2 protein-coding genes and 1 pseudogene are annotated in these 3785 nt (G+C 76.1%); all 3 read left to right on the forward strand.

All coding sequences use genetic code 11. From position 1 onward, the window contains the following. A pseudogene (locus tag JFN87_RS33980) lies at positions 1-323 on the forward strand (DNA polymerase III subunit gamma and tau); the annotation flags it as partial. 114 nt (positions 324-437) lie between these two features. After that, positions 438-1688, forward strand: coding sequence for a phosphoribosylamine--glycine ligase (purD, locus tag JFN87_RS32350; RefSeq protein ID WP_209345970.1), 1251 nt, complete (start codon positions 438-440; stop codon positions 1686-1688). A 346-nt stretch (positions 1689-2034) separates the two neighbouring features. Then, positions 2035-3785 (forward strand): M48 family metalloprotease (locus JFN87_RS32355; RefSeq protein WP_245182821.1); only part of this gene is annotated, 1751 nt, incomplete at its 3' end.

Below are 3785 nucleotides of genomic sequence, written 5' to 3' on the forward strand. Positions count from 1 at the left end.
CCGGGGCAGGCGTGGCGCAGGGCGCGGCCGCGGGCGGCGCCACGGCCGCCTTCCCGCAGCGCTCGGGCCAGGAAGCGCCCTCCGGCGGGGCGCGTACCGCCGGCGCGGCCGTGGCGACGGCCTCCTCCGCGCAGCGCCCATCGCCTGCCGACCGGAGCGGCGCCGGGCCCCAGGCCGTGCCGCCCGCCCGGCCGCCGGTCGCGCTGGAGGACGACATCCCGGAGGAGGACGACCCGGATCTGGTCGACTCCGCTCTCTCCGGCCACGACCTCATCGTCCGCGAACTCGGCGCGACGGTACTGGAGGAGTACACGAACGAATAGCGAGTACGCCCGCGGTCGCCGGTGCGTGGCGGCCGGTGCGTGGCCGCCGGTGCGTGGCGGCCGGCCGTGAGACGGGTCGAGGCCCGCGTGCTCCGGCCGGATAGGCTGCCCCGCGTGAACGTCCTTGTCATCGGCGGCGGTGCCCGCGAACACGCCCTGTGCCGCGCTCTCTCCCTCGACCCCGACGTCAGCGCCCTGTACTGCGCGCCCGGCAACGCCGGGATCGCGGAGGTGGCCGAGCTGCGCCAGGTCGACGCCCTCGACGGCGGCGCCGTGGCCCGCCTGGCCGCCGAGGTGGAGGCCGGGCTCGTCGTCGTCGGCCCCGAGGCGCCCCTGGTGGCGGGGGTCGCCGACGCCGTGCGCGAGGCGGGCGTCCCCTGCTTCGGGCCCAGCAGCGAGGCCGCCAGGCTGGAGGGGTCCAAGGCGTTCGCGAAGGACGTGATGGCCGCGGCCAACGTCCCCACCGCGCGCAGCTACGTGTGCACCACGCCGGACGAGATCGACCGGGCGCTCGACGCGTTCGGCGCCCCGTACGTGGTCAAGGACGACGGTCTCGCGGCGGGCAAGGGCGTCGTCGTCACCGATGACGTCACCGCCGCGCGCGAGCACGCGCGTGCGTGCGGGCGGGCCGTCATCGAGGAGTTCCTCGACGGCCCCGAGGTCTCCCTGTTCGCGATCACCGACGGCACGACGGTGGTCCCGCTCCAGCCCGCCCAGGACTTCAAGCGCGCCCTCGACGGAGACGAGGGCCCCAACACCGGTGGCATGGGCGCCTACTCGCCGCTTCCGTGGGCGGACCCGAAGCTCGTGGACGAGGTCATGGAGTCCGTGCTCCAGCCGACGGTGGACGAACTGCGCCGACGCGGCACGCCGTTCGCCGGTCTGCTGTACGCGGGGCTCGCCATCACGTCCCGTGGCGTGCGGGTCATCGAGTTCAACGCACGCTTCGGCGACCCCGAGACGCAGGTCGTGCTCGCGAGGCTCAAGACGCCGCTCGCCGGCGTCCTGCTCGCGGCGGCCGAGGGCACGCTCGCCGGCCTGCCGCCGCTCAACTGGCGTGACGACGCCGCCGTCACGGTCGTCGTCGCCTCGCACAACTACCCGGGCACGCCGCGCACCGGCGACCCGATCGACGGCCTCGCGGAGATCGCCGCGCAGGACGCACCGCACGCCTACGTCCTGCATGCGGGGACCCGGCTCGACGGGGAACGCGTGGTCAGCGCCGGAGGCCGGGTGCTGTCCGTGACGGCGACGGGCGAGGACCTCACCGAGGCGCGCACACGCGCCTATGCGGCGGTGGCACGGATCAGGCTCGACGGTTCCCAGCACCGCACGGACATCGCGCGGCAGGCGGCCGAGGGCTGAGAGCACGAGGCCGGGGCCGAGAGCGGCCCCGGCCCAGGGCGCGTCCGCGCACGCCCACGTCGTCCCTCCGCGCCTACGGCTCGGCACCTCCCCACCTCCTCACAGCCGCCGCGTCCGCGCCGCGGCGCGTATCGCGGAACCGCCCGTCGGCGTTTCGCCAGCACCTTTGCCCAAAGCCATTCCATCGGGTGACGGCTGAGCCAACCGTGTGACGGTCGACGACGCCCCAACTATGGTGCGGCGCAGGCATTCCGGCACTTGGCCCACCGACATTGCGATGTCAGAGGCGAATGCCACAGTGGGGGAGTAAGCAATCGCCACAGGGCAGAGGGGGTGAAGTCCGACCATGTCCAGCTCCAGCACCATTGATCCCGGTGCCGCTGCCGGTGAGGAGACGGGCGCCCGATTCGCCCGGTCCCGGGCGGTCGCCGTGCTGCGTGTGCGCGGCAGGGCGCTGGGCGTGGCCCTGCTGCCCGCCGCGGTCGCGGTCGTACTGCTCGCCGCGGGCGCCACGGGCAGGCTGACCGGCTCGGGCTGGAACATCGCCCGGTGGGCCGTCATCGCCCTGGCGGTCGCCGTCCTGCTGCTGGCGGCCGCCGTCGCCGCCGTCGTCTCGCGGGCGAGGCCGGCCCTGAGCCCGACCGTCGCCGTCGCGGAGAAGTCGGCGCCCGGCCTTTATCGGCTGGTCAGGGACCTGGCGGAGCGCATGGGCGTGCCGCCGCCGTCCGCGATAGCGCTGACGCCGGACTGTGACAGCTGGCTCGAGGACCGTACGCACCCCGCCCACGCCGCTCGCGATGTCCCGGCCACCGATGCGTCGGAGGGCCGGCGGGGCGCGCCGGTGGCGCCGGTCCTCGTCATCGGATCGCCGTTCCTCTGGTGGATGCGAGTCGCCGAGCTGCGCGCCGTGCTGGCGCCCGTGGTGGCGGGTACGGGCCCCTCCGCGCACCCCGACATAGCGGCGGCCCGCAGGCTCGTGCGGGGGCTCGACGCGGCGGTGGCGGTGGCGGGCCGGTCCGACTTCGGGCCCCTACGCAGGTGGCTGCTCGCTCCGATAGGCCGGATCGCGCGCCTGCTGCTGCGCGGCTGCGGTGAGCACGCGGCTCTGATGGAACGCGGGGTGGCGACGGCGGCATCCGAGCGTGCACAGGCTGTGGATTACGGGCTGCGGATCGTCGCCCAGGAGCAGGTCGGCCTCGCCTACGCCGGCTGGGACCGGCTCCTGACGCGCGTGGCGCTGCCCGCATGGCGCATGGGCCGCTGGCCCGACCGGCTGGACGCGGGCGTCGTCTCCGCCCTGACGGAGCTGTCCCGGCGTGACAGGCTCGCCGAGGGGTTCGCCTCGCGTCTCGGTGAGCGTCCCGCGTGCGACCTGCTGGAGGAGCCGGGCGCGATGGACGAGGCGGCATCGCTGCTGGCCGCGCGCCTTTTTCACGGCGGCCCGGCCGAGGCGGGCGCCGACTGGTCGCCGGTCGACTGGCAGCACTATCCAGAGGAGGTCGTGGACCGTAAGTGGCGCACGGAGGCCGCCAGGCTGCACCGCGTCCTGGACGACCTGGGGGTACGGCAGCCGTCGGGCGGCCCCGTCGACCCGGTGGGTCCGACGCTCGACCGCGTGCTCGACCACCTCTCACGCCGCGCCCCCCGCGCGCGCGGCGGCGCCCACGGCGATGGCCACGGCCACCGCTCCCCGTCCGGGCCCGCCGCGGAACGCGTCGGCGGCCAGTCCCAAGGCGGCCAGTCCCAAGGCGGCCAGTCCCCGGGCGGCCAGTCCCCGGGCGGCCAGGCCCAGGGCGGCCAGGCCCAGGGCGGCCAGGCCCGGGGCGTGCAGCCACCAAGCACGCCGCACCCGGGCGGCCCGGAGGTGCCGGCCGAAGCGCTGCCGGACGCGCTGTTCGGGGATCCGTCGGATGACGCCCTCCCCGTCGTCCCCAGGGGGCTCGAAGAGCACGAGGAGCGAGGCACCGGCATCCCGGTGGCCGACGCCCCCGCCCCCGGGCGCGCGCCCCGCCGCACGACCGTGCGGGACAGCGCCGCGGACACGCTCGCCGCCGGGCTCAGCGCCGAGCTGGCCCGCGAGGTCGCAGCGGCGGCGGC

The organism is Streptomyces montanisoli, assembly GCF_017813245.1.
Taxonomy (GTDB): domain Bacteria; phylum Actinomycetota; class Actinomycetes; order Streptomycetales; family Streptomycetaceae; genus Streptomyces; species Streptomyces montanisoli.